At 61.6% G+C, this 24,372-nt stretch carries 16 protein-coding genes and 2 pseudogenes; 2 read left to right on the forward strand and 16 right to left on the reverse strand.

Going from position 1 to position 24,372, the window contains the following annotated elements:
* Positions 1-3: 3 nt before the first annotated feature.
* The 13 genes and pseudogenes from AC1RKI_RS26720 to AC1RKI_RS26780 all read right to left on the reverse strand — a co-directional run bounded on the left by AC1RKI_RS26720 (position 4) and on the right by AC1RKI_RS26780 (position 16,455).
* Positions 4-1,674 (reverse strand): site-specific integrase, encoded by a 1,671-nt coding sequence (locus AC1RKI_RS26720; RefSeq protein WP_061958506.1) that lies wholly within the window; start codon positions 1,672-1,674, stop codon positions 4-6.
* Between the two features lie 248 nt (positions 1,675-1,922).
* Positions 1,923-3,299 (reverse strand): ATP-binding protein, encoded by a 1,377-nt coding sequence (locus tag AC1RKI_RS26725; protein ID WP_084004118.1) that lies wholly within the window; start codon positions 3,297-3,299, stop codon positions 1,923-1,925.
* Positions 3,293-3,442: pseudogene (locus AC1RKI_RS26730) on the reverse strand (cation transporter); the annotation flags it as partial. The gene AC1RKI_RS26725 and the pseudogene AC1RKI_RS26730, both read right to left, overlap by 7 nt.
* 60 nt (positions 3,443-3,502) lie before the next feature.
* Positions 3,503-3,763, reverse strand: a pseudogene (locus tag AC1RKI_RS26735) (efflux RND transporter permease subunit); the annotation flags it as partial.
* Positions 3,762-4,289, reverse strand: a complete 528-nt coding sequence (locus AC1RKI_RS26740) for an OmpH/Skp family outer membrane protein (protein WP_061958509.1) — start codon at positions 4,287-4,289, stop codon at positions 3,762-3,764. The gene AC1RKI_RS26740 and the pseudogene AC1RKI_RS26735, both read right to left, overlap by 2 nt.
* 73 nt (positions 4,290-4,362) lie before the next feature.
* Entirely contained in the window at positions 4,363-4,656 is a 294-nt protein-coding gene (locus AC1RKI_RS26745; protein ID WP_061958510.1) for a DUF5666 domain-containing protein, read from the reverse strand.
* Positions 4,657-5,130: 474 nt separating this feature from the next.
* The gene (locus tag AC1RKI_RS26750) at positions 5,131-5,808 is read right to left on the reverse strand and encodes a heavy metal response regulator transcription factor (protein WP_061958511.1); all 678 of its coding nucleotides are present in this window, start codon (positions 5,806-5,808) and stop codon (positions 5,131-5,133) included.
* Positions 5,809-6,029: 221 nt separating this feature from the next.
* Positions 6,030-9,218, reverse strand: coding sequence for an efflux RND transporter permease subunit (locus tag AC1RKI_RS26755; RefSeq protein WP_061958512.1), 3,189 nt, complete (start codon positions 9,216-9,218; stop codon positions 6,030-6,032).
* 14 nt (positions 9,219-9,232) lie between these two features.
* On the reverse strand, positions 9,233-10,810 hold the full coding sequence (locus AC1RKI_RS26760; RefSeq protein ID WP_061958513.1) for an efflux RND transporter periplasmic adaptor subunit: 1,578 nt from the start codon (positions 10,808-10,810) through the stop codon (positions 9,233-9,235).
* Positions 10,811-10,827: 17 nt separating this feature from the next.
* Positions 10,828-12,084: a TolC family protein gene (locus AC1RKI_RS26765; RefSeq protein WP_061958514.1), complete on the reverse strand. Its 1,257-nt coding sequence runs from the start codon at positions 12,082-12,084 to the stop codon at positions 10,828-10,830.
* A gap of 356 nt (positions 12,085-12,440) precedes the next feature.
* Positions 12,441-12,740 carry a TFIIB-type zinc ribbon-containing protein gene (locus AC1RKI_RS26770; protein ID WP_084004119.1) on the reverse strand — a complete coding sequence of 100 codons (300 nt, stop codon included), beginning with the start codon at positions 12,738-12,740 and terminating at the stop codon, positions 12,441-12,443.
* Positions 12,741-12,982: 242 nt separating this feature from the next.
* Positions 12,983-14,059, reverse strand: coding sequence for a signal peptidase II (gene lspA / locus AC1RKI_RS26775; protein WP_061958516.1), 1,077 nt, complete (start codon positions 14,057-14,059; stop codon positions 12,983-12,985).
* A complete protein-coding gene (locus AC1RKI_RS26780) occupies positions 14,056-16,455 on the reverse strand; it encodes a cation-translocating P-type ATPase (protein ID WP_061958517.1) in 2,400 nt (799 codons plus the stop codon). The genes lspA and AC1RKI_RS26780 overlap by 4 nt, the downstream gene beginning before the upstream one ends.
* A 79-nt stretch (positions 16,456-16,534) precedes the next feature.
* On the opposite strand from AC1RKI_RS26780, the gene cadR reads away from it, so the two are divergent.
* Positions 16,535-16,972, forward strand: a complete 438-nt coding sequence (gene cadR, locus AC1RKI_RS26785; RefSeq protein ID WP_061958521.1) for a Cd(II)/Pb(II)-responsive transcriptional regulator — start codon at positions 16,535-16,537, stop codon at positions 16,970-16,972.
* 140 nt (positions 16,973-17,112) lie between these two features.
* A complete protein-coding gene (locus AC1RKI_RS26790) occupies positions 17,113-19,041 on the forward strand; it encodes an FTR1 family protein (RefSeq protein ID WP_061958522.1) in 1,929 nt (642 codons plus the stop codon).
* Positions 19,042-19,429: 388 nt separating this feature from the next.
* Here the strand turns inward: AC1RKI_RS26790 and AC1RKI_RS26795 are convergent, their stop codons facing one another.
* From AC1RKI_RS26795 to AC1RKI_RS26805, 3 genes are all read right to left on the reverse strand, one after another.
* Positions 19,430-20,443, reverse strand: coding sequence for a Bug family tripartite tricarboxylate transporter substrate binding protein (locus AC1RKI_RS26795; RefSeq protein ID WP_084004120.1), 1,014 nt, complete (start codon positions 20,441-20,443; stop codon positions 19,430-19,432).
* A gap of 545 nt (positions 20,444-20,988) precedes the next feature.
* Positions 20,989-21,333, reverse strand: a complete 345-nt coding sequence (tnpC, locus tag AC1RKI_RS26800) for a Tn3 family transposase post-transcriptional regulator TnpC (RefSeq protein WP_061958519.1) — start codon at positions 21,331-21,333, stop codon at positions 20,989-20,991.
* Positions 21,326-24,325 carry a Tn3 family transposase gene (locus AC1RKI_RS26805; RefSeq protein WP_061958520.1) on the reverse strand — a complete coding sequence of 1,000 codons (3,000 nt, stop codon included), beginning with the start codon at positions 24,323-24,325 and terminating at the stop codon, positions 21,326-21,328. Before AC1RKI_RS26805 ends, tnpC begins: the two co-directional genes overlap by 8 nt.
* Between the last annotated feature and the right edge of the window lie 47 nt (positions 24,326-24,372).

The raw sequence follows: 24,372 nt of genomic DNA on the forward strand, positions 1-24,372 counted from the left end.
GACCTATCGGCGCGCGAAGGCCTGCTCCAGCTGCCGAGCGCGCTGCACCTCGTCGTCGTGCAGATAGATCGAGGTGGTGGTGATCGACGCATGGCGCAGGTTATCGCGCACCGTGGTCAGCGTAGCGCCTTGCGCAAGAGCGTGGGTCGCATGGGTGTGCCGGATCCAGTGCGGCGTGGCGCGGCGCAGCTTGTCCGCCAGGGCGGGGTGGTCGGTTTGGATCGATTCGGCCGCCAGCTGGAAGAAACGGCGCAGCACGTCCCGCAGCCGCGGCGTGGTGATCCCTTCCGACCGTTCCAGATTGGCGACGAGCGGCGTGTCCCCCTTCCAGCGCGCGGGCGTCACCGGCAGGCCGCGCTGCGCCAGGTACTGGTCGAGCGCGTGGCGGGCCAGTGGCGGCAACGCGACCTTGCCAGGCTTGGCGCCCTTGCCCACCAGGTGTAGCCAGCGTTCGCCGCGCGCGCCGATCTCGATGCCGCCGAGCGTCACGCCCACCAGTTCGCTGGCGCGCAGCCCCGTGGCATACCCGAAATCGAGCAGGAAGCGCAGGCGCTGCGCGGCCGACGCTGTCCAGCCGTGCGACCACTCGAGCCCGTCGGCGATAGTTCGGGTCAACTCCCACTCACCCGCCGTGAACGCCCGGGAGGCGTCCAGGTCAGCACCACGCTGGCCACCGCGCACCTTGAGGCCGGCAAACGGATTGGCCAGCACATAGCGCTGCTGGATCAGCCAGCGGAACATCGCACCCAGGACCGACAGGGCATAGGCGATCGAGCGCGCCGACAGCCCGCCGGTGAAGGGGCGCCACTCCGGTGAAGAACGAGGCCGTGCAGGTCCAACCCAGCGTTGGTGCGGCGTTGGGCGGCGCAGGAAGGTGCGGTAGGCAGTGGCGTCTTCCGTCGCCAGCGACGAGAGCGCCTTGCCCCGTTCGATAATCGCCCACAACAGCAGGCGTTCGGCCTCCTTGCGGTAGGCACGTAGCGTCTCGGCAGATTCATGCAGGCCCAGCCAGGCATTGATCGCGTCATGGTCATTGTTGGCCGCGAGCGTGCACATCCGCCTTGGTGCGCGAAACGCGCCGCGCGTGCCGTCGACCTCATGCGGCAGCCGGATCCGTTCCCAGGGCACGATGGGCTCGGCCGGTGCCGCCTTGATCAAGGCGCGCGCCCGTTCGGTCAACTGGGGTTGTGCGGCGAAGAACGATTCGATGTGCTGAGCGCTTCTGGCGCCCAGTCCCGGAATCGTTGCCCACCATCGCCGTCGCCGCGGGATGCGTACGGTCAGGTCCGCCAGCGTGGCGATGCCGCGGGCACGCAGCGCCGTTACCGCGCGTGCGGGCAGCCACAGATCGATATCGTCACTGACCCCGGGTTCAGGCGTCGGCGAGGATCGCAGTGCTTCTATCGCGCGAGCGATCGTTTTGGCCTCAACCGGGCGCGTCGTGACGCCTGCCTGAAACAGAGCGGCCAGATCGGGGCGGTGACGCCGCAAGGCAACCTCAGCCAGTTGTCGCCGGATCTGCCCCAGCACACCGCGCGCGGATTGGCCCCTCTCCAGTGCGTCGGGACAATAGCGCTCGACCGCCTGGCGCGACGGGGCACCGGCGTACCAGGCGCGCAAGGCGGCCAGCGAGGCCGCATCGGGCATGTCTGGGGATGTGGGCGAGGCTGGCATCGGGAAGTCATCCGGCGGGCAGGGGTGGAAGGCTCCCCCGCGCTCGGTCGGCCGCAAATTGCAAACATTGCAAACTGGTAGTTTAGCCGGAAAACATTGCCATATCGATAAGATGGCTTATCGTAATAGTGGCGAATAACGCGCGACCCTAGAAACACCCCGCCTCATGTAGTGACGTCGCATACGCAGGAATCATTGCCGCATTGCGATCCACTACTAGTACGCGTCGGCTTGCCGCGCGGCCGCCACTACAATGCTGCACGCCTACTCTCATCGTTAGCGAGGGCTTGCGTGTACACAAACCGCAAACCTGTCTTGCCGTCCGACGTGATGGTATGCAAACTGACTTTCCCATGGAGTCTTGCCGCTGCACTCCGGACGATAGCCAGCCCAAGCCCACTCCCTGACTGCCTCGACCCGACAATCCGATAGAACGCGTCAAACACCCGAGGAAGCTCTCCTTCTGGGATGCCTGGTCCGGAGTCTTCCACTTCGAACACGGCAGCATTACCCTCTCGATACAGTCGTACATCAACCTTCCCGCCTGGTGGTGTGTAAAGGACCGCATTGTCGATGGCGTTGCGAATCAGCGCACGAAAACTCGGCTCGTTTCCTCGAATGGTCAGTGCCTCCCCGACATCCAAACCAAGGTCGATGTCCTTGGAATCCGCGAACGGGAATATCTCCCCAAGGACATCGATGACCACAGCTTTAGCATCGATGCTGTGACTGACAGTCGGCGGGCCTGCCTCGCATTCGGCCAGAAGCAGCAGTTGCTCAACCAGGGTGCGCACGCGCGTGACGCTCGCACCCAACGGAGCAAGGCGAGCCAAGATTGCTTTAGGATCCGCCTCCGCGCTGATCAAGGCGTTCTCCAACTGAAGCGTCATCGCGGCAACCGGCGAGCGCAGTTCATGCGCCGCGTCGGCGACAAACTGGCGCTGCTGTGCGATGGCAGACTGCAATCGACCAAGCAGCCTGTTCGTGGAACTGACAAACGGCAGGATTTCCGACGGTACACCCGCCGTGGCGAGCGGTGCCAAATCTGTGTCGCCCTTCCTATCGACCTCTGCAGAGAGTTGCTGCACCTTCCGAAGCAGGATTCGGATAAGAAATCCGGCCAGCAGGATCAGGCTAGGGATTACGGACAACAGAGGGATGAGCGTGCGCAGCGCACTGTCGCGCGCAATCTCGTCTCGCGCCGACGTTCGCTGCGCGACAGCCAGACCATCTTCCGCTCCCACCGTTCTGACGTAGATGCGCCACGCCTCCCCATGCGAGTCGATGGTGTGCAGTCCACCAGATAGCCCGCCCGGGACGGTCAACGATAGGTCCGGCGTGACCACGCGGGTGGCTAGCTTGGATGTCTTGAGCACCCAGATTCCGATCTCCGGTTCGTCGACTTGCGCGAACCCATCTTGCGAGGCAAGGAGCCTGGCATCACCAGGAGAGATCAGCCAAGCAATTTCCCGCAGTTCGCCGTCCTGCAGGTCGCGCGCCGCCTCAAAGGCGAACCAGAACGACGCTGCCGCTGCCAGCAGCCCGATGAGCAGAATCGTGCCGCATATGGAAACAGATAACATCCACAGGAGCGACCGATTCACTCCGCCTTTGGCTCCATCCATTCCGCCCCCCTTATCAGCGCCAGGCTCTTGGTCAGAATCCCACCGACCAACTCCACAAGAAGAAACCTCGAAGTCAGGGCAACCGCAAACTTCAACGCGCGCTCGTTTCCCGTTGCATGACTGTGATCGTGTCCTTTGCCCATTGCCATCTCCTGATATGACGGGAACGGATGTCGGTATTCGCTGACATCCGCCCCACGCGGTCAAGCGGGTTGTGCCACCGAAACCGCGAGTTCCTCATTCTCGTCCCGACGATGCGCCAGCCGGTAGAGAACCGGCAGGACCAGGAGCGTCAAGGCGGTCGAGGACAGAATCCCGCCGATGACCACCGTCGCGAGGGGGCGTTGCACCCCTGCTCCCGTACCGGTCGCAATCGCCATCGGAACGAAGCCCAGGGAGGCAACAAGCGCTGTCATGAGAACTGGCCTGAGCCGAGTCAACGCGCCAACGCGGATGGCTTCATCACTTGCCGCTGGCGTTCAGCGCCTTCATCACGTCGTCGGTGATGTCAATGCGCGGATTCACATAGACCGCGTCCTGTATGACCAGATCGTACCCGCGCTGCTCGGCCAGCTGGCGAATCGCCTGGCGGGCGCGCTCCTGCAACCGGGCCAGCTCCTCGTTGCGGCGCTGTTGCAGGTCCTCTCGGAATTCACGCTGCTTGCGCTGGAACTCGCGGTCCATCTCGACCACTTCGCGTTGGCGGCGCTGACGGTCAGGATCGGTCAGCACGGCCGCGTCCTTGCCGAGCTTGTCGCCCAAGGCCCTGATTTTCCGGGCCGTGTCCTGCAGTTCACCGTCGCGCTCGGCAAACTCCTGTGCAAGACTGTTCTGGGCCTGCCTGGCGGGCTGCGAGTCGCGCAGGATAAGTTCGGAATTGACTACGGCGATGCGCGCTGGCTGCGCCAGCGCCGGTGCGGTCGCGCACAGCGCGGCGGCGGCCAGCGCCGCGGCGGCAAAGGGTGTCGGCAGTGGGGTCGACGTTTGCATGAAGGGGTAGTCGTACCTTTTTTGCGGGATCTGGCGGTGACTTCCCAGAGAGGCGCCTGTATCGAGAGTTTGGCTAATCTTCCCGGTCGATCTCATGGGCAACTTTGCGACCATCTTTTTCATGAACGTCGACCTCAAGGCGATCACCGATTTTGATGTCCTCAAAGCGATTCAGACCATCGTCATATTTGGTACCTGCGTCGACATGGATCGTTTGACCTTTGATGACAAAGCTCCTGGCCTTCGCGTCGACCCGCTCCACGGTGCCCTCGACATCGTCAGCGTGTGCAAGTGCCATGGAACTTGCCAAGAGGCTCGTCACAAGGAGCGTAGTGTGGATACTCACTTTCCGAATACTGTTCTTCATCTTGAATCTCCTAAAAAATCGGCGGCCTGTGCGGCACCTAGCCCCCTGATTTTGGGGCGCTTACCACTCAAGGTTGGCGCGCTGATCTGGCAAGTTATGCGTCCAATGTTCCTGCTCGAATGGATCGGCAGCCGCCAGAAGCGCCAGGAATCCACTATTACCACCAACCAGAACGAATCCTACAACGATTACGCCAGGTCGAGAACCGCCGCCGATCCAAAGCGTTCGCGAAGGATCACCCCCGCGGGGTGTTGACTGGTATCGGCTGCTTGAGTCCATACCTGGCCAACAACCTCGACAACCCAGAGCTGCAATTACTGCAGGGATCTCATCGTTCGAACTCCTTCCGTTTCTGCGCGTGGCGGACCAGCTTGATGATGCGGTTGGCATGCGGGCCGTGCAAGCAACTGCGGCCGCCGCAGTGCTTGCACTTGGAAGCTTTTTTGGGGGCGCCTCGCACCTACGACGTGAATTCTACGACCCTCGCTCAGGGTCCAGTACGTAGCCCATACCGCGAACCGTGTGGATAAGTTTAGCTTTAAACGGCTCGTCTATTTTGGCCCGTACACGACGAATCGCGACATCCACCACGTTGGTGTCAGTATCGAAATTGACATCCCACACGTGCGAAGCTATGTATGAGCGCGATAAGACTTCGCCGCAGCGTCTGGCGAGCAGATGAAGCAAGCGAAACTCTTGAGTGGTTAACTCCACTTTCGCATCACCGCGGAACACCCGTCGCCCTAACACATCGATATCAAGATCGGCAATGCACAGACGTTCCGATTCGCCTCCCGTGCTTCGCCGCAAGCAACGCCGTATTCTGGCCAGGAGCTCCGCGAACGCAAATGGCTTCACCAGGTAGTCGTCTGCGCCGAGCTCAAGGCCCTTCACTCGGTCTGACACTTCCCCCCGTGCCGTCAAGAAGAGCACCGGCGTGTTGCTCTGCTTGCGGATCGCCTTGATGACACTCCAGCCGTCGACACCTGGCAATATGACATCCAACAGGACCACGTCATACTTCATTTCAGCCGCGAGATGCATGCCGTCAGTTCCAGTCATCGCGACGTCAACGACGAACCCGGACTCGGACAGGCCCTTCCGAAGATATTCAGCCATCCGAATCTCGCCTTCAATCACCAGAATCCTCAATGCAGATGTCCCCCAGGACTGTGACTGTGACTGTGACTGTGACCTCCAGGATTGTTGCTACATTTGGCATTGGCTTCTCCAAAGATGTCTTCCTGGCGCTCATTGATGAGTCGGGCAAGGCAATGCGCATTCGCCTTCTGGTCGCTTCGTCCGTCTTTCCAGCCTTGCAACCAACTTCCAATCAACGACCCAACACGTACTGCTTTTGCATCGAACGGCTGTCATGGGGATATGACGTCAATGGCTAGGGCAGATTGCTTTGCCGACAGCTTTACCTCTTCCTCCTCGTCCCGACGATGAGCTAGCCGGTAGAGAACCGGCAGGACCAGGAGCGTCAAGGCGGTCGAGGACAGAATCCCCCCGATGACTACGGTCGCGAGCGGCCTCTGCACCTCCGCCCCCGTGCCGGTAGCAATCGCCATCGGAACGAAGCCCAGCGAGGCAACCAGCGCAGTCATAAGGACTGGCCGGAGCCGAGTCAGTGCCCCAACGCGGATGGCTCCATCCAGAGAACGTCCTTCTTCCCGCAGCGTACGGATGAACGAGAGCATCACCAGTCCGTTCAGCACCGCCACGCCGGAGAGCGCAATGAATCCCACCGCCGCCGAGATCGAGAGCGGAATGCCGCGCAGCCAGAGCGCCAGTATGCCGCCGGTCAAGGCAAACGGAATACCGGTGAAGACGAGCAGACCGTCCTTTACGTTGTTGAACATCGCGAACAACAGCACGAACACCATCAGGAGCGCGACAGGCACCACGATCTGCAGGCGAGTCGTGGCAGATTGCAACTGCTCGAACGTCCCTCCCCACGTCATCCAGTACCCCGTGGGTATCTTCACTTGACTTTGAATCGCCGCCTCCGCCTCCGGCACGAACGATCCGATATCGCGACCGCGCACATTGGCGCTCACCACAATCCGGCGCTTGCCATTCTCGCGCGACACCTGGTTAGGCCCAGGCGCCAGCTCCAACGCCGCCACTTCACTGAGAGGGATATAGGTGGCCCGCGTGTCGCCGCCATTCTTTGTCAGGGGGACCGGAAGCCGGCGCAGCGCTTCGATATCGCCCCGTACCGCATCGGGAAGCCGGACCAGGATTTCAAAGCGACGGTCGCCCTGGAAGAACGTGCCTGCCGCTTTGCCGCCGATGGCAATTGCAACCGCATCCTGAACATCGCGCATATTGAGACCATAGCGCGCGGCCTTTTGGCGGTCGATGCTCACGGTTAGCATGGGCAAACCAGTCGTCTGCTCCACCTTCACCTCGGCGGCGCCCTGTATCCCTTGAAGCACCGCCGCGATCTTGTTCGCGGTTTCACTCAGCACCGCGTTGTCGTCCCCAAAAATCTTGACGGCGACATCGGAGCGCACGCCGGAAATCAACTCGTTAAAGCGCAGCTGGATGGGTTGCGAAAACTCATAGTTGTTCCCGGGAAGCTTGGCGGCCTCGGCCTGAATCGCCGCGAGCAGCTCCTCCCGCGTCTTGGTCGGCTTGGGCCACTCCGCCTGCGGCTTGAGCATGATGTAGCCGTCCGAGATGTTGGGCGGGTTCGGGTCCGTGGCAATCTCCGCCGTACCGGTTCGCGAGAAAATTCGCTCGATTTCGGGGAACTTGGCCTTCAAGGTGGATTCCACCTGCTGTTGCATTTCGACGGACTGCGAAAGACTGGTACCAGGTATCCGCAGCGCCTGGATCGCGATATCCCCTTCGTTCAGGTTCGGCACGAATTCGCTGCCGAGCCTGGATGCCACAGCAACGCAAAGCACGATCGCGACGCACGCGAACGTCAGGACGACCGGCGTGTTCGCCAAAGACTTGTCCAGCAATGGCTCGTAGCGATGCTTGGCCCATTCCATCAAGCGATTCTCTTTCTCGGCCACTTTATTGCCGATAAAGAGCGCTACCGCCGCCGGCACGAAGGTCACCGACAACACCATGGCCCCGAGCAAGGCGAGCACGACCGTGAAGGCCATCGGATGGAACATCTTCGCCTCGACGCCGGTCAGGGCGAAGATGGGCAGATACACAATCATGATGATGAGCTGGCCGAACAGCAAGGGCCGGCGCGCCTCTCGTGACGCCGCGAACACCTCGTGGAATCTCTCCGTCCGTGTAAGCGGTCTGCCATGATGGGCCTGCGCATGGGCAAGCCGGCGCACGCAGTTCTCGACAATCACCACTGCACCGTCGATGATGATCCCGAAGTCAAGCGCCCCCAGACTCATCAGGTTGGCGCTGATTTTGTAGTGCACCATCCCCGTGAAGGTGAACAGCATGGCCAGCGGGATCACCAACGCGGTAATGAGCGCCGCGCGGATATTGCCCAGGAACAGGAAAAGGATGACGATGACCAGGATCGCGCCCTCAAGCAGGTTCTTCTTGACCGTGGCGATTGCCTTGTCCACCAGCACGGTACGGTCGTAGACGGTCACCACCTTCACCCCTTCGGGCAGGGTGCGGTTCACGGCCGTCATCTTCTTGTCGACTGCCTGCGAGACCGCGCGGCTATTCTCGCCAATCAGCATGAAGACCGTGCCAAGCACGACTTCCTTCCCGTTCTCGGTGGCAGCGCCGGTACGGAGTTCGCGCCCAATGTCAACGTCCGCAACGTCCCGCACGCGAATGGGCTGTCCCTGCGCGGTGCCGACAATGACGTCGCGAATGTCATCGATGGATTTCACCTGCCCTGGCGCCCGCACCAGATACTGCTCGCCGCGCCGCTCGATGTATCCGGCGCCGACGTTGTCGTTGTTCTTGTCGAGCGCCGTGACCACATCCGTCAGCGTGAGCCCATATGACGCGAGGCGCTCTAGGCTGGGGGCAACAAGATACTCCTTGGCAAAACCGCCGATCGAGTTGATCTCGGTGACACCGGGCACGTTCCGTAGCTGCGGCTTGACCACCCAGTCCTGAATCTCGCGCAGGTCAGTTGGCGTATAGGTCGTGCCGTCCGGCTTCTTGGCCTCTAGCTCCGCTTCCACCGTCCAGAGGTAGATTTCCCCCAGGCCGGTCGAGATGGGGCCCAAAGCCGGCATAATGCCGTCCGGAAGCTTTTCCTTGGCCTCCTGAATACGCTGGTTGACGAGCTGGCGTGCAAAGTAGATGTCGGTGCCGTCCTTGAAGACGACCGTCACCTGGGACAGGCCATACCTGGAAAGCGAGCGCGTCTGCTCAAGTCCGGGAAGTCCGGCCATGACGGTCTCGATGGGGTACGTGATGCGCTGCTCTGTCTCGAGGGGCGAAGAGCCGGGCGCTGCGGTATTGATCTGGACCTGGACATTGGTGATGTCCGGCACCGCGTCGATTGGCAGCCGCGTGTAGTTATAGACGCCCAGCGCCGCCATACCCAACACGGCGAGCAGGATCAGCCAGCGCTGCTCGATGGCGAAGCGGATGATACGTTCGAACATAGCCGTCTCCCGTATCAATGCTCGGGCTCGGCGCTTGCCTTGCCGAGCTCCGCCTTGAGGATAAAGCTATTCGCCGCTGCATAGCGTGCGCCCGCCTTCAGGCCCTCCAGGACTTCAACCACCTTGCCATTGGTGCGGCCGGTCTTTATCGGCTGGACCACAAAGCCGCCGGGCACGGCAACGAAGACGACGCTCTGGCCATTGACCTCCTGCACCGCATCGGCTGAGACGGCGACCGGCACTTCGACGTCCGCGCCCAGCACATTGACCGTGACGAAGAGGCCGGGGCGCCAGGCCGTATTCGGATTCACCAGCGTAACCCTTGCCTTGGCGGTCCGCGTTTGCTCGCCCAGCAGTGAGCCAACGTAGGACACCGTGCCTTCTGCCTTGCCGTCAAACGACGTCGAACTGATGGTCACCTTCTCGCCAACACGGACGTTGCCCAAGTCCTTGGCCGAGACGACGAACTCGGCCCAAACGGTGGACAGGTCGGAGATCATGAAAATGTTGGCATCTTCTTTGACCGCCTCGCCAAGCGCCAGATGCTTCTCGACGATGATACCGTCGAAGGGCGCGCGGAGCTCGAACTGGTTCAGCCCCTTTGAAGCGGCGCTGGCACCAATGGCAGTCAGCTTTTGCTGGGCATTCTGCACCGCGATTTGCGCTTCCTGGAGCGCGGTCCTCGCTTGCAGATAGTCCTGCTCGGCGGAAATCTTCTCCTCCCAGAGCTTCTTTTCGCGCTCATACGTGATATGTGCGAGATCCAGCCGCTTTTGTGCGGCCATAAGCTCGCTGCGCTGCCCCGCAAGACTGGCACTAGCGATGATAGCTAGCACCTGGCCCTTCTTGATCTGCTGGCCAATGTTGGCGGGGACCCCCTCGACGACGCCGGCCAGGAGTGGTACGACGTGCGCCGTCCGGTCTTCATTGAAGCGGATCTCGCCCGGAAATTGCAGGCCGGACTGCACCTTGGCGGGACCGGCAACCTGAATGCCGATCGCCGCCTTTTTCTGCTGCTCGGCGGTTAGTTCGAGCTTGCCTTGCTCCTTGGCAAGCCTCGCGACAATCGGTGCCTTCTCGCCTGGCAGAACAACGGTTACCGTTGCATCGAAGACGTGGGGCTCCGCAATGCTGGCGGCACTCTGCAGAAAGTCCTTCTCTGGCTTGAACCTCAGCGGCTCGACCTCTCCGGTCGCTCGCTTGAGCTCGCCAGACACCGACATCTCGGCCACGACAGGCTTGCCATCCTTTGTTGTCCATACCCTCAGCCGGGCTTCGCCGCCTTCCTCGGCCATCGCCAACTCAATGGCGTTACCGCCTTGGGTGTAGAGATTTCCCCCATGCGGCCCCTTCTTTGCCGCCTCGTGATGCTCCTCGTCGGTGTGGCCCTTGTCATCCGCATGGCCCTCCTTAGCCGCCTGACCATGATGCTCGGCATCGTCATGCCCCTTCGCTTCGGCATGCTCGGCGTGGCCGTGGCCTTCCTCGCCATTGCCCGACGTTCGCCCCGTGAGCAGCACAGCGATACTGCCCAACAGACCCGCGATGATGATTGCCGCGATGGCGGCCTTTTGCTTCGTTGTGATAGCCATTCTTCAGGAATCCGTAGTTAGCGCCCAAGGATGCGATCGATGGTGGTAGCCGACTGGTAGGTCCTCGCCAGGACACCGAGATATCGGATGCGCGCCTGGAAGAGCGTGCGCTGCGCATCGAGCACATCCAGGAAATTGAACTTGCCGGCCTCGAAGCCCTTGGTTGCGGCTTCATAGGCCTGCGCGGCAGCGGGGAGCACCGTCGTCTTCAGCGTCTGGGCGGAGGCACGGGAAACGGACAGCTGGTTGGACGCCTGCTGGAGGTCGTTGGTCAGGCGAATCTGGGTCGCAAGGAATTCGTCCTGCGCCTTGTCGGCGCGCCGGATCGCCTCGTACAAATTCCCCTGATTGCGGTCGAACAGCGGCAACGGGATGGCGACACCGAGCACCGCCATGTTGCGGTTGGCTTCATTGTCGCGTTTGGCGCCAAGGCTCACCGTCATATCGGGATACTGGCGACTACGCTCGACGCCGACCTGTGCCTGGCGGCGCGCCAGCGCGAGCCGGCTCGCCAGCAGGAGCGGGGAGCTTTCAAGTTCGGTGCGCAGCACATCAGAGGCCGGGCGGGACGGCAATGTGTCCAGGTCGCCTTGCGCTTCCGAGAACTGCGGGGCGGCGTTGCCCCACAATGCCGCCAGGGCTTGCCGCGCCGATTGCAGCTCTGAAGTGGCTTCGGCAAGTTCCAGCTCAGCATTGGCTTGTTCGACGCGGGCCTTGGTTTCCTCCACTGGCGAGATCTTGCCCGCGGCGACACGCCGGGCAGCCGCCTGCGCGCCCTTGGCGGCGATATCTGCCGATCCGGACGCCAGCTTGACGCGCTCTTGCGCCACCAGGACGGCAAAGAAGGAAGCAATGACGGTGGCCCGCAGATCCGCACGAATAGCGCTGAGTTCGGCTTGCGCGACGTCCCGGCCGCGCTCGGCTGCCGTGATACGCGCCGACCGCTTACCGCCCAGTTCAATGGGAATATTGACTTGGCCGGTCGTACTGCGGGTTGCCTTTCGCGTGTCCTCGACGCTCGTCGCCAACTCAGGGTTGGGGATCGTCCGGGCCTGCATGATGGCACCCTCGGTCGCATCCACCTCCTTGCCGGCGGCGGACAAGGTGAAGTTGCTCGCGGCGGCCAAAGCCAGCGCGGCGTCGAGGGTCAGCGGCCCCGCAGGTTCACGGGAGGCGTAAGGGGGATTACCGGGCGCCGGTTGCGATTGGGCGACAACGGAGAATGGACTGAGCATGGCAGCCGCCAGCCCCAGCGGCAGAAAAAATCTTCGCATCGAATTGCGTTAAGGGATGGACTAGCAAAGGATCTACTAGCTAGGGATGGTGTTCGCTAAACCCGCACAAGGCTCGATACCCAGGCCTGGGCTTTCCAGTGAAAATGGATGCATGAAACAAGCTGCCTTTGGCCTAGACTTGCGCGAACGGCGTAGTGCGATCGATTGTTTGCCGACAAGATGAACCAAGTGCCACGGCATTGAATTTGCCACCGCAACTCTGCAAATCGTCAGGTTGGCCGGATTGGATGCGCGCGCCGCGCGCCACAAAAGGTTGTCGAAGGAATTTTCGGCCCATCTCGGAGAGAATGCCGTCCCCAGGTCTGGATTGCCCGGGGACGGGAATTTGCAACGCATCAATCAAATAAATCCTTGAAAAACCCGCGTCGTCCTTGCTGATGACCGCTCCGGCCAAAGCGATACTCGTCATCATCGCAACCTTGCGCTTGCCCTTGCCCTTGCCCTTGCCCTTGCCGCGGATCGGGGGCGCTGGTCTGGGGTGGCGCATACACGGGATCTCGCTGGCTGCGCTCGATGATCTTGTCGAGTTCGCCTCGGCACAACCAAACGCCCCGGCATTGTGGGCAATAGTCGATTTCAATGCCTTGACGCTCGGCCATGAGGAGCGTGGTATCGGTGCATACTGGGCATTTCATGGTGCTACTCCTGTGCGGTTGTGAATACCGCGTTACATTGAGCGGCATGCGGCCGCCTACGGTTAGATGGATGACCGACCGACCCATTCGCCGCCGCTCTGGGATGCCTGCTTCTGGAGGCAAACAAATCGCCCGTTTCAGGTATTGGACTCACCGTTTCCCTTATTGGTTATTTTGCCTTGCGCACACTGACTCAGCGGACCTCATCTCGGCCATGCCGAACGTTGCGAGGGGTGCCTGCGTCACCTGGGCGCGATGCCCCGATTATCCAGTTCTCTTCCCCTTATCACGGCGCCGACCAGGCAAACCGCGCCGATAGAAATCGCCACGTCAGCCAGATTGAACGCGGGCCAGTGCACGCCTTGCCAGTGAAAATCAAGGTAATCGATAACTGCCCCGCGCAGCATGCGATCCACCACATTGCCGATCGCGCCGCCTAGGAACAAGCTGTAACCTGCCGCTTCGAGGCGAGGTAAGCCTTGGCGGAGCATCCCCATCAACCAGACGGATATACCGAGCGCAAGCGCGACGAGGAAATAGCGCTGCCAGCCGCCGGCACTTGCCAGCAAGCTGAATGCCGCGCCATTGTTTTTGACATGAACAAGATTGAAGAACGGCGTGACGCGGACTTGTTCGCCGTACGTGAAGCTAAGCGCGACGGCGGATTTGGAGGCTTGATCCGCCATGGCAATAGCGCCAGCCAAGCCATACCAGACAGGCGCTTTGAGCGGTGTCGCCCCATCCACTCTGGTCGCCAGGTCCAGGGGGAGCCGGTTGACCAGCGCAAGACTGCCGAGGCCAATGGCCCACCCGGCCACCACATCGGCCGGAAAGTGCATGCCGGCCGCGATGCGCGACCAGCCTACCAGCAGGACATACAGGGCGAGCGCGACTCGCAGGCGAGCGCTAACCAGCGGCCACAAGACGCCCGCAGCCAGCGCGGCGTAAGTCGAATGACCACTTGGCAAACTGTAATGCCACTCCGCTGTCCCCATCACGCGGACTAGATCACCATAGAGCGCCGGTGGACGCGGAAAGTCGAACAGCAGCTTCAGGGCGGTGGCGAGGACCAACGCCAGGCCGAACGCCAGCATAAAGCGAACGAGTTGATGCCGGATCGCCGGGGCGCGGCCAGACTCCTCAGCCGAGTGTGCCCACGCCCACAGGCCGAGCATGACCAGCGGAGCAGTCCAATAGCTGCCGACCAGGCTGAAGAACCCGGCCACGGAAGTAAGGCTTGCCGGCGTGTTCAGATTGATGAGCTGGAACAGGGCAACGTTAAGACCGCCCCAGTCGTATAGCAAGAACTTCAGGGTCATTTACGCAGCAACCTCAACCCGTTGCCGACCACTAACAAGCTGGCACCCATGTCGGCGAATACCGCCATCCACATGGTGGCATGACCACTGAAGGTGAGCACAAAAAATACCGCCTTGATGCCCAGGGCCAGCGCGATGTTCTGCTTCAGTACGTTTGCCGTGGATTGGGACAGCCGCACAAAGGTAGGAATCTTGCGCAGATCGTCATCCATTAGCGCCACATCGGCGGTTTCGATCGCTGTGTCGGTACCGGCCGCGCCCATGGCAAAGCCAATGTCGGCCCGCGCCAGTGCCGGCGCATCGTTGATGCCGTCGCCGACCATGCCGACCTTGCCCTCTGAAGACAGCCGCTCCACTTCGCGCTGCTTATCCTCTGGCAACAGGTTGCCGTGGGCACGGTCAATCCGCACCTCGCCGGCAATCGCCCTGGCGGTGTGCGGATTGTCCCCGGTCAACATCACGGTCTTCACACCCAGCGCGTGCAATTCGGCGATGGCATGCCGGCTGCTGTCCTTGACCGTATCGGCAACCGCGAACAGGGCCTGCACACCGTTTGCGCCGACCAGCATCACGACGGTCTTGCCCTCGGCTTCGAGCCCAGACAGGCGCGCCTCCAAGTCTGGCGAGCAGGCCTGGAGTTCCTCGACCATGCGGTGATTCCCAAGGTGATAGAGCGAGCCGCCAATGCGGCCAGATACACCACGCCCCGGCAACGCGGCGAAATCCTCCACATCCCGCGCCGCCAATCCATGGCCCTGGGCGGCCAGCGCGACGGCCTTGGAGACCGGGTGGTCGGAGCGCGCGGCCAGGCTCGCGGCGAGTCGCTGAGACTCGGCCGGTTCGGCGTCGCCCCAGGCCTCGAAGTCGGTCTGGGCAGGCTTGCCGTGCGTGATCGTGCCGGTCTTGTCGAGAGCCAGCCATTTGAGCTGGCGCCCAGCTTCCAGATACACCCCGCCCTTGATGAGGATGCCGTGTCGCGCCGCGGCCGCCAGACCGCTAACGATGCTCACCGGCGTCGAGATGACCAAGGCACAGGGGCAGGCGATCACCAGCAAGACCAAGGCCTTGTAGATCCAGGCCAGCCACGGCGCACCAAGCACCAAAGGTGGCAGCACCGCCACCGCCAACGCCACTGCGAACACAATGGGCGTGTAGAGTCGAGCGAACTGATCGACGAAGCGCTGAGTCGGCGCACGGCTTCCCTGGGCGGCTTCCACCGCGTGAATAATGCGCGCGAGCGTGGAATTGTTGGCCGCCGCGGTGACGCGATACTCGAAGGAGCCGGATTCGTTGATGGTGCCGGCGAATACCGGGTCGCCCTCGGCCTTCTCGACCGGCAGGCTCTCGCCCGTGATCGGGGCCTGATTGACCGTGGAGCGGCCCTGTAGCACCTCCCCATCGAGAGCGATGCGTTCGCCTGGCTTGACGCGCACTCGGCTACCGATTGCCACCGTCTTGGCGCCCACCTCGGCCCAACTCCCATCGCTCTGCTGAACGGTCGCCTGTTCCGGGGCGAGGTCCATCAAACCTCGAATCGCGTTGCGGGCGCGGTCCAGCGATTTGGCCTCGATGACTTCGGCCAGTGCAAAGAGGACCATCACCATTGCCGCTTCGGGCCAGTGACCAATAACCATCGCGCCGGTGACCGCAATCGACATCAAGGCGTTCATGTTCAGGTTGCGGTTCCTGAGCGCTATCCAGCCCTTCTTGTAGGTGGAGAGACCACCGGTGAAGATGGCCACCAGTGCCAGCACGACGACCCCCCAATGGTTGCCGCCATTGAGCCAGTACGCCACCTCCGCCAAGGTGGCCGACACCCCCGACACGGCCAGCCACCACCAGTTCGTAGAGGAGGGCGGTGGGGCGGGCGGATTGGCAAGTGCGGCGGCTCCCTGCACCTCGGCGTCGAAACCCAGCGACGTCAAGGCCGCCAACACACGAGGCAGCGCATCGACATCATGGCCGACCGTCAACGTGCGTTGCACCAAGTTGAAGTCGAGTGTCGCCACCCCGGCCACGCCGGCAAGCTTGCCGCGAATCAGGCCCTCTTCGGTTGGGCAATCCATCTTGGCGATGGCCAGCACCGTGCTTTGCTTGGCCGGCGCCTCGCCCTCCCGGACCGCACGCATGCCGATGGCCGACAACGCTTGCTCGACGGGGGCCAGCGACGTCATCTCATGACGCACCGCCAGCGTGCGCTGCATCAGGTTGAATTCCAACGCGGCCACCCCGGGCAGCTTCGACAGCTTGTCGCGGATCAGCGCCTCTTCGGTTGGGCAATCCATGTTGTCAATGCGATAGAGCGCCCGCTTCAGCCGGGCATCGGCCGGTTGGGGCTCCGATAACGCTACTGGGGTGGCGCTGCAGCCACATCCCTTTGACCCACACTCGCTCATGGCAACTCCGTTTCGTCTGGTGTTGCGGATTAAAGACCCTGAAGCTACTATAGTGTCAAGCATTTTTTTGGAGCCGAACATGAATATCCAGATCGGCGAACTCGCCAAGCGCACCGCGTGCCAGGTCGAAACGATTCGCTACTACGAGAAAGAAGGCCTGTTGCCCGAGCCCACGCGCAGCAGAGGCAATTACCGGCTCTATGGCGAGGCACACGTGGAACGCCTGGAGTTCATCCGCCACTGCCGGTCGCTCGCCATGCCGCTGGATGAAGTCCGCGCCTTGCTGAGATACCGCGATATTCCGGCACAGGATTGCGGCGAGATCAACGCGCTATTGGACGAACACATCCGTCAAGTGGGCGTCCGCCTCGAAGAACTCTTGCAGTTGAAGGGGCAGTTGGTCGCGTTGCGCGAGAAATGTTCTGGGTCCAGAGATGTCGAATCGTGTGGCATCCTGGAAAGCCTCTTGGACTGCACTTGTCGCCCCTTCAATGACAATAATGCCCCGATCAGATGATGAGGCGGAGGCCGCAGTGGTGGACCATCCTGGCGCCGTACTTCGTCGCCTGCGTCCGGATAGTGGCGGCGTGCGGGCAAATAGAATTACAATCATTCGCATTTGCGCGCGATATCGCCGTTCTGCCGGTAAGGCCCCCTATGCAAGCCCTGCGTCTCCTATCAATTGTTCTGCTCTCTTTGTTCGTGACGGTCTCGACCGCTCAGGCAGATCCTCTCGCCACGCAAGACAAGGCCAAGCAAATCTGGCAAGTGCTGGACTACCTTGCCGTCGACTATGGCCGGTCCGTCAAGGATGGCCACGTCGCCAACGAAGCCGAGTATGCCGAGATGCAGGAGTTCGCGCAGGCCGCCGAGCGGCAGCTAACCGAGCTGCCGCCGACGCCAGCCGCGCCAGAGTTGGCCAAGGAAGCGGCAGCGTTGCGCGCATCCATTGCAGAAAAGGCCCCGCCCGAAACAGTCGGCGAGCAAGCTCGCAAACTGGCCAGCGGACTCCTCGCGGCCTATCCGGTCCCGATGGCCCCCGGCAAGCTGCCCGATCTGCAACAAGGGGCAAAGCTCTATCAAAGCCAATGTGCTTCGTGTCACGGCGTTTCCGGGCACGCAGACGGCCCGCTAGCGGCAAAGCTGAGCCCGCCACCGATCGCCCTGGCCGATCACGAGCGCGCCCAGGAGCGCAGCGTCTTTGCCCTACAGCAAATCATCACGCGCGGGGTAGAAGGGACGTCGATGCCGGCTTTTGCTCAACTCTCGGACGAGGATCGCTGGGCGCTCGCCTATTTTGCCTCGACCCTCTCGTATTCGGATGCCGACCGCCAAGCCGGCGTCAAGCTGTGGGCCTCTCAACCTCCTCTCCACGCAGCCGTGCCCACGCTGGCCATGTTAAGCCAGACCTCCGAGGCTGCGCTCGCCAAGACTGTCGGGGCGGATGCCGCCCGCCAGTTGACCGCGTACCTGAGGAGCACGCCGGCCTCGGTCAGCACGTCAAGCGCCGACAGCCTGATGATCGCCAGAGACAAGCTGAAGGAAAGCTTGGCCGCCCTGGACAAGGGCGACAGGCAGGCGGCTTCGCGGCTGGCGTTGTCTGCCTATCTCGACGGCTTCGAGCCCGTCGAGCCGGCGCTGGCCGCCAAGAACCAGGCGCTCTTCCAGGATATCGAGAAGACGATGGGCCTCTATCGCAATGCTGTGACGGCGGGCCAGGTGGAACGTGCTCATGATATTGCGCAGCAGTTGCAATTGCAGCTTGATGACGCACAGGAGGCGCTGGGCGGCACCAATGACGCCTTATCCACCTACCTCGGCGCCCTAACAATCCTGCTGCGAGAAGGCCTTGAAGCCCTGTTGGTGGTCGTCGCGATGATGGCGTTCCTGAGGAAAGCGGATCGCACCGATGTCCTGCCCTACGTGCATGTGGGTTGGGTTGCTGCGCTGGCGGCTGGCGGGTTGACCTGGGCAGTCGCCACCTACGTCGTCGATCTGAGCGGCGCCAGCCGCGAGATGACGGAAGGCTTTTCCGCAGTGTTTGCCGCGATTGTGTTGCTTGGCGTCGGCATGTGGATGCACCAGAAAAGTCTTGCGGGTCGTTGGCAGGCCTATGTGAAAGCGAAGCTATCGTCGGCCCTGAACAAGAAATCGGCGCTAATGCTTTTCCTGCTGTCGTTCGTGACCGTTTACCGAGAAGTGTTCGAAACGGTCCTCTTTTACGCTGCCCTGTGGACAGAGGGCAATGGAGTCTATTTGCTCGCAGGACTCGCGTCGGGTATCGCCATTCTGGCCGCGATCGCCCTCGTGCTCCTACGGTCCACGGCGCGCCTGCCGATTGGTCAGTTCTTTGCGTTCAGCTCAGCACTGGTCGGCGTATTGGCGGTCGTTCTGATTGGCAAAGGCGTGGCTGCGCTACAGAAAGTTGGTTTTCTGCAAGTCACTCCGATCTCCATGCCCCGTATCGACGTCCTGGGCGTTTATCCGTCCGTCCAGACCGTCGCCGCGCAAGTCCTGATTCTGCTCATTATCGTGGCAAGCATTGGCTACAATCTGCGGTCGCAGAGGCCATCTACACAAGCGTAAGGAAGCAGATTGCGCTTCCTCAGTCGCGGGAAGCTCTCCCGCGACATGGGGGTGTTCTCGCGCCGTGGAACACGGGCCACTTGCGCCTCAGTTCGGCATCGCCTCCCCCCGATTCTGGTGATTGGGGAAGCGGCCTCTACCGAGGTCTTGCCGGCTACATGATTTCGATGGCGCCCCGCAGTTGGACATCGTTAGAACAATACGTAGCAAACTAAGAACGTCGGAATTCGGTGGGCGTACGCCGGCCCCGTGTTTAGCTCTGACCGGCAGCCCTCCAACCGTGCGCCGTGATGTGATAGCGCAACAGTCCTCTCGGGAATCTGAGTGCCCCCTGCCGGGCCGCCAATATCATCACCCGCCGCAAAAAACGCTGCGGCAGAGTGACGCATCACTCCGGCTGGATTCCCGCGGTCTGAATAGCGGCTTTCCACTTGGCCGATTCTTGGGCAGTAAACTGTGCCAGTTCCTCGGGGTTCGTAGTGAATATCTCTGTGCCGGTGCTCTTAAAGAAGGAAGATGCTGCGCTTGACTGAGCAGCATCCCGAACAAGTTTGCCGAGTCCCGCGACAATGTTAGCAGGCGTTCCTGCAGGCGCGAAAGCTGCAAACCAATATGTCGCCTCATATCCTGGAACGCCTGCTTCCGCTATGGTCGGGACATTTGGCAGAAGGGGGGAACGCGTACGGCTTGAAACGCCGAGAGCGCGCAGCTTGCCACTTTTCACTAAGGGCAGCCCGGTGGCCATATCCGTGACCATCATGTTAATTTGACCAGCCAGCAAATCGCTTATCGCGGGAGGATTGCTTTTATATGGAACGTGCAAGAGCCGGATATCCGCCATATGCAGCAGCTTCTCTGCCGCAACATGGCTGGAGGCACTGCCGCTGCCATACGTCATCTTTCCTGGATTTGCTTTTGCAAGCGCGATGAACTCGCCCAGTGTCTCAGCGTGGACAGCTGGATGGACAACGAGAATTTGACCTCCCCTGCCCAAAGCAGAGATTGGGGTGAAATCCTTGATGGGATCGTACGGTATTTTGCGATAGAGATGCTGATTGGCCGCATTTGTTGTATTCGTGCCAATAAGTATGGTGTAACCATCAGGGGCCGATTTTGCGACATACTCTGCACCGATGATTCCATTAGCACCGGGACGATTATCGACGATCACAGGTTGCCCTATTTTTTGTTGTACGGCGGCGCCAATAGCGCGGGCAAGCTGGTCAGTAGCGCTACCCGCTGAAAACGGAACGACCAACCTAACGGGCTTAGACGGCGCCCAACTCTCCGTTGCCAAAGCTATTGGACCGACAAGAAAGGCTAAAATTACGAAAATAAGCCTATGGACCCCGGTAATCGAGATCCGCGACAACTGCGCGAAAAATAAGCGAGAGCAAAGCATTTATTGTCTCCAATTAATTTATTTAACGAGTGGTTAGTGAGAATCGCAGTTTTATTCGAAATCGGCATCCCACAGGCCTAGCGGCATTGACGCCGCGACTACTTGATCGGAATTTCTGTCCATCATCGGCATATGACTGTTTCTGCTTTCCAACTCTCGATAGCACCTTATCGGTCGCTGTAAGCGTCAGATCCTCGGACGACTGCGGGGGCTGGTGACTTCGTGCAGCAGAGTGGCGCTCGAGATAGAGCGCCGTGGTGCCGCCTTCCTCGCCGTGGACGGTATGGTCGTCCCAGAGTTTGTCGTAAAGCATCTTGGCCATGTTGCGGGGGCGAGCAATTTCTGGTGAATCGCCTCTTGGGGTGGGAAGCCTGGCCAGATTATGGAGATCTTTACGCAGCCTACCTAGTCACAGAACTCCGTGTTTGGCGAAAGGGGGGCTTCGCGTAACGCGAATGACTCCCATGGGGGATGATTGAGCAACAGTAATGCAAGGGCACAGGGAGGGCGATCGGCCGTCGCGCCGATGCGAGCGGCCAAGCAGGTCAGTCATCGTTGCCAGAACGAAGCGGCTCCAACGGCCGTAGCGCTTGCACGGCGCGCTTGAGCAAAAAAATCCAGTCGTCCAGTTCTTCAATGATGGCCTCGGCCTGATCGACGAGGGTCGGGCCGGTTGTCGAACACGACAATGCGGCGTCGTTGATGACGGTGTGCGCCATGCCGTGCAAGCGCAGCAGGTCGTGCCGCAGGCCGGCGGGGTCACAGCATCGCGAGCGGATGGCATCAAGCTGGTCCACCACGCGCAAGATGGCGGTCGTGTCGAACGTGTCCCGCAGCGCTTGCAGGGTGTCGGCATCGACCTTGCCATAGGGGGTGTCGATGTCAGGCATGGCGGGGTTTTCGGACAGAGTGAGCCGGGCCGGCAAAGAGGCTATCGCGAATCCAGGCTTCGGGCACTCGCTCCAGATTCAGCTTGTAGTCACCGAAGCGCTTGATGTTGCTGGTGAGGTAGGGACTCAGGAAGCCGATGTCGGCCACGTCGACCTGGATCCCTTCCTTCACCATGGCGCGCAGGGCCTGCATCATGTCCGCGGTGTTCTGCAGGATCACGGCCGAGGCGATCAGGTCGTTGTAGCGCAAGCGCTTCTGCTGCTCGTCGGGATCGTTCTCGGCGAGCACATCACCGCCGAACGAGAACCATTTGGCAAAGCCATTGTAGGACTCGATCTTGTTGGTGGTGGCGGTGATCTCCTGGCGTAGCTCGCGGCTGCCGATCCATTCGAGCAGGAACACTGTGCGCACGACCTTGCCGAGTTCCTGCGCGGCCAGGAACAGGCGGTTGCGCCGGTTTTCCGAACCGAACCGACGCAGCAGGAGCGGCGAGGAGATCGTGCCGGCCTGGATCGACAGCGCGACCTGCATCAGGTCCTGCCAGTGGAACGCGATCAGGTCCCAGTCGACCGTGTCCGAGAACAGCCGGTCGACGTGCTTGTACTTGGTGTTGGCATCGGCGCGATAGAGCTTCAGATCCTGCCAGTTGCGGATGCGCGGCATCAGCTTGATGCCCAGCAGATGCGTGAAGGCGAACACGGCGGCCGATTGGCCCTGGGTGTCGGCGTGCACGGTGTCGGCCTCGACGCTCAAGCCAGCCTTGAGCAGCCCCTCGATGACATAGATGGCTTCCCACACGCCGGGCGGGATGAAATGCCGGAACACGGCGATATAGTTGTCCGCCACGTGGCGATAGGCCACCGCACCCATCTTGCGATAGCGAAAGTGGTAGCCGGCCAGCAGGTTGTTGTCATAGAAGTCGTACTGGGTGCCGTCGGCCGCGACGGTCTTGCCATCGCCCCAGTGCTTGGGCAGGTCGAGCCGCAGGTACAATTCGATCAGCTCCCGTTGCGCGGTTTCGAGCCGCTCCAGGCTCAGGTGTCGGCGGTTGACGAATGACATCATGTGCGGCGTGACCCGATCCCCCATATGCCGCGCGGCCTGGGTAGGCCCAAGATTGCAGCCCATGGCGAAAATGGTCAGCAGATAGCGCTCTGCCGCATTGCGAATCTTCGGGTCGCTGCCTGAGAGCGGGCCAAAGTGCCGCGTGAAGTGCGTCCAGTGCTCGATGTTGGCCAGCACGTCCAGCAGATTGCGCGGGGGCATACGCCGGATCAGTGCCTGCTGCAAGGCAATGGCGCTGGCTGGAATCTCCCGGGCGACGGTACGCTTAAGCACCGGCTCGCCATCCTGGCCAATGGTGACGTGCTGGCGCTTGTCGGGAAAGCTGGTATCCAGCTTGCGCGCCGCGTCGGCGAGCCACTGGCGTAAATGCGCCACGAAGTCCGGCGCGTTGGCCGGCATATCGAGCTTGGCGCAGTATTCCGGCAGCCGCCGCTCGCATTCGCGCCAGGGCAGCAAGTGCGCACGGTAATCGGCAAAGGCGTCCGACCCCACCACGCACAGGTCGCCCGAGCGCAGCTCGTTGACCATATGCGACAGCACACAAAGTTCCAGATAGCGCCGGTTGGTTGGCGGCCCTTGGTCGTGCGGGCGGCGGACCAGCTTACGCCAGCGCTCCGAGGCGAAGCTGACATCGACCTCAGCGGCAATCCACTCGCGATGCAGCGATTCGTTGTCCAGCACCACTTCCAGCGCTGCCAGCAGCGTACGCGACTGGCTGGTCGATTCCCATTCCAGCACCTGTGCCAGACGCAGCATCACCGAGCGGTGCGCTCGGAAATGCCGCCAGAGCAGTGGCAGATAGTTGTTGCCGCTCAGGGCCCGTACCTCGGCACAGCTCTCGCGCAACGGCTCCAGATCGCCAGACGGCGCGAGAAAGCGGCGCACCTGCAGGCCAATCTGGGCGTCATCCTTGCCATCGGCGACGATATCGACGACGCCGTCGAGCACAGTGACGAGTTTCTCCATCTGCGCACGTTGGCGGGACTGGATGCGCTCCATCTCGTCGCGCGCCCGCTTGTGGATCGCGCCCATGCGGCGGATGAACATTTCCGCGAGATCGTCCCGCGAGCGGACGCGCATGTGGTTGAGCAGCGCCACGATCAGCGTGTAGCGCTTCTCGGGAAGGGTTTCCCGGAGATTGGCGGCGTCCAGGCTCATGGCCTGGCTGGCCAGCGAGCGCAGCTTCGAGGCTGGCACCCCGGCTACGGCCCGCGAAAAATCGCCAAAACCATCGAGCCAGCGCAGGTGTTCGATCAAGAGGTTGAGATGCTTGCGTGAAGGCCGGCGTGCGTGACGTTTGATGTTGTTGTAGAGCGTCTGGCGATTGGCGAATTCTCGGACGAGAAGCTTGTCCAGTCGCCGCTGTTCCTCTTCCGACAAGCGCCTTGCGACGCGCCGGAACAACGCGGTTTGCGTGCGCGTGTGAATCTGCTCCGCAATGCTATCCAGGGTGGAGAACGCAGGCAGTTCGACTTGGTGCAGGACCAGTGCATCGATGGTGGCGTTGATGATATCCACCGGCTGGTCCATGGTTTCCGCAGCTTCGCGCGCGGCGCGGATCGTCACCTCGTTGGCATCCGTGCCGATGTAAGGCTGCACGCCGAGGAATTCACGCACCGCCGTGTAGTGCCGGAACAGCGTGGGGGAAAGCCTGCGGTTGTAGCCAAAGGGGGTATCGGGATCGAGCCCAGCGCTGGCGCGCACATGGTCGATCACGGCGGCGGGAATGCTGTCCAGGTTGGGAATATAGTGCAGTTGCTGAAAGACTTTCAGCAGGACCAGCAGGCCAAGCCTCGAACCCTGGCCACGTGCGGAGCGGGCGGCCCAGTCCAACTCCTCCGCGTCCGGCGTGTACCACGCCTGCAGCTCCTTGGTGGAGAAAACCTTCGGGAAACGCGGGTAGGCGGTACGCTCGACGGTGGCCATACAGGATCTCGGCAATCGCTGAAGGGCCAGCCAGTCTAACGATGGCA

The sequence above is a fragment of the Cupriavidus sp. GW822-FHT06G04 genome (genome assembly GCF_058799075.1).